Annotated in this window: 2 protein-coding genes; both read right to left on the bottom strand. The window is 44.1% G+C overall.

The annotated features are described in order from the left end of the window. On the bottom strand, window positions 1-1,154 hold a 1,154-nt coding region (locus GX419_13375), incomplete at its 3' end, for a DUF5123 domain-containing protein (protein NLI25687.1). Window positions 1,155-1,174: 20 nt separating this feature from the next. Beyond that, window positions 1,175-1,819: RagB/SusD family nutrient uptake outer membrane protein (locus GX419_13370; GenBank protein ID NLI25686.1), on the bottom strand; the 645-nt coding region annotated here is incomplete at its 5' end.

Here is a 1,819-nt window from a genome sequence, read left to right as displayed (position 1 = left end):
TCCGGAACGTGCAAAGTATAGGAGGTTACAGAAGGCGAGAAGGCCGGGGTAAGTGTACCGGCTGAAAGGATTATGGAACCCAAATCAGCATCTGCTCGGGTTACCGGATTCCACCGGGGATCGCCAATGATTCCGCCCTCAGTACTCATCTGCAGAAGAGGAGAATTATCAGGAAGGGTGAAATTCCCGTTGTCAGGATCAGCCCATTCAGGGTCAACGTTGGTTTCGACATATTCCTTTTTATCCCATGATACTACTTCGTAAGCACTGTCTTTTACAACAAAGTCGGGAGTGAAAACAGAAGTCGTTATTTCCATATAAGCTGCAACAGGTACCCTGAATCCGTTGACAATAACTGTTTCTGAGGCATTAGTTTTGCCAAAAATATTGTTTCTCAGATAGAGGCTGGCCTGTGTGTTGGTTTTTATATCGAAGAGGAAATTCCCTGTTTTTCCTCCGCCCCACTTGTAGAAAGTACAGTTTTCCACTGTAACGTCCATCGGATAGTCTGGTATATCCTGCAGGTCGATCAGCTTGTTCAGCATATTGTACATAGTGGAATTCCGCAGGGTAAATGTGTTAAACTTAATATTGGATTTCATACGAAAAGGACCATAATCTCCTCCTCCCCTGAGGTCATATACGATGAGGTCGTCGAAAAGAAAGTTTTCAACCGTATACGCCAGGCGGTCACCTCTGACAACCGACCGGTTAAGGTTTCTTACGATGCAACTTTTTACGACAATATCTTTACCCGATACGAATTCCGTTGTAAGGTCAATCAGGTAATCGGCCGCGGGAACGGTATCAATTCTCTCCACATGAGTGAGAGAATCAACAAAAAAGCCCGAAAATTCAATACCTTCAAGGTGAAAACTGATATTAGACCCTTTCAGTTCAAATTTTTTCAGATAGACTTTTGGCATGTCAGCCAGGTCTTCAGAAATAATAGCCAGGGATTTATTGACGATCATGGAAGTATAATTGGCTTTATAAAATCCCGGCGCAAGTACCAGTGTGTCTTTATCGGCTGCAGCAGCCACTTTGGCAATGAGATCATCGCCGGGCACAACCTGTATGCGGTGTTGTGCCTGAAGCAGACCTGTTGAAAAGAACAAACAGGCAAGCACGAATGAGTAGATTCTTTTTTTCATAGGCGTACAATTTAATTGGTTTAATTACCGAAATCATTTGTCAGTTTTGGATTTGCATCAAGTATACTTTGATGGATAGGCAGAAGCTCTTTACGGTTGGGCTGAAAATACCCAGCCAGGAGGGTGATGAAATCTTCAGTAATATCGTCAGCCCAGTCGGCCACATTTGGCCAGTAGACAACATCCCTGTTTGCAATGGCTGTAGAATCCATGTTCCATGTAAGGTTCATAATCTGTAAATTTTCGCCGTTATTTCGCCATACGAGTTTCCGTGGTACCTTATCGTACGGGGCTTCGCCGTTCATGAGCTTTCGCAGATTTTCCCTGGTTTCCTGAAGTTTTGTATCCAAGAGGTTCCATCGGATCAGATCAAATTTGCGGATGCATTCACCCCCGAATTCCCAAGATCTTTCTTTGACAATTTCGTTAAAGAACCCTTCATAATCAGAAGGAATAGGCGGCATTTTGTCAACATTGCCCTTAAAGGCTCTTTCGCGTACACTGCGAAGAGCCTGAATAGCCTCGGGTGTAGGGCCATGGTTCAGTTCGTTCTCGGCTTCAGCAAACATCAGAAGGATATCGGAATAACGCAAAAGGACCCAGTTTACACCGGTATATTTATCACTTCCCGGAAATTCGGGTTTAATCCACTCCCTTCTCCATTT

The sequence above is a fragment of the Bacteroidales bacterium genome (genome assembly GCA_012517825.1).
In the GTDB taxonomy this organism is placed as follows: domain Bacteria; phylum Bacteroidota; class Bacteroidia; order Bacteroidales; family JAAYUG01; genus JAAYUG01.
The sequence above is the reverse complement of the archived record's forward strand: the minus strand, read 5'-3'. Positions and strand labels throughout refer to the sequence as shown.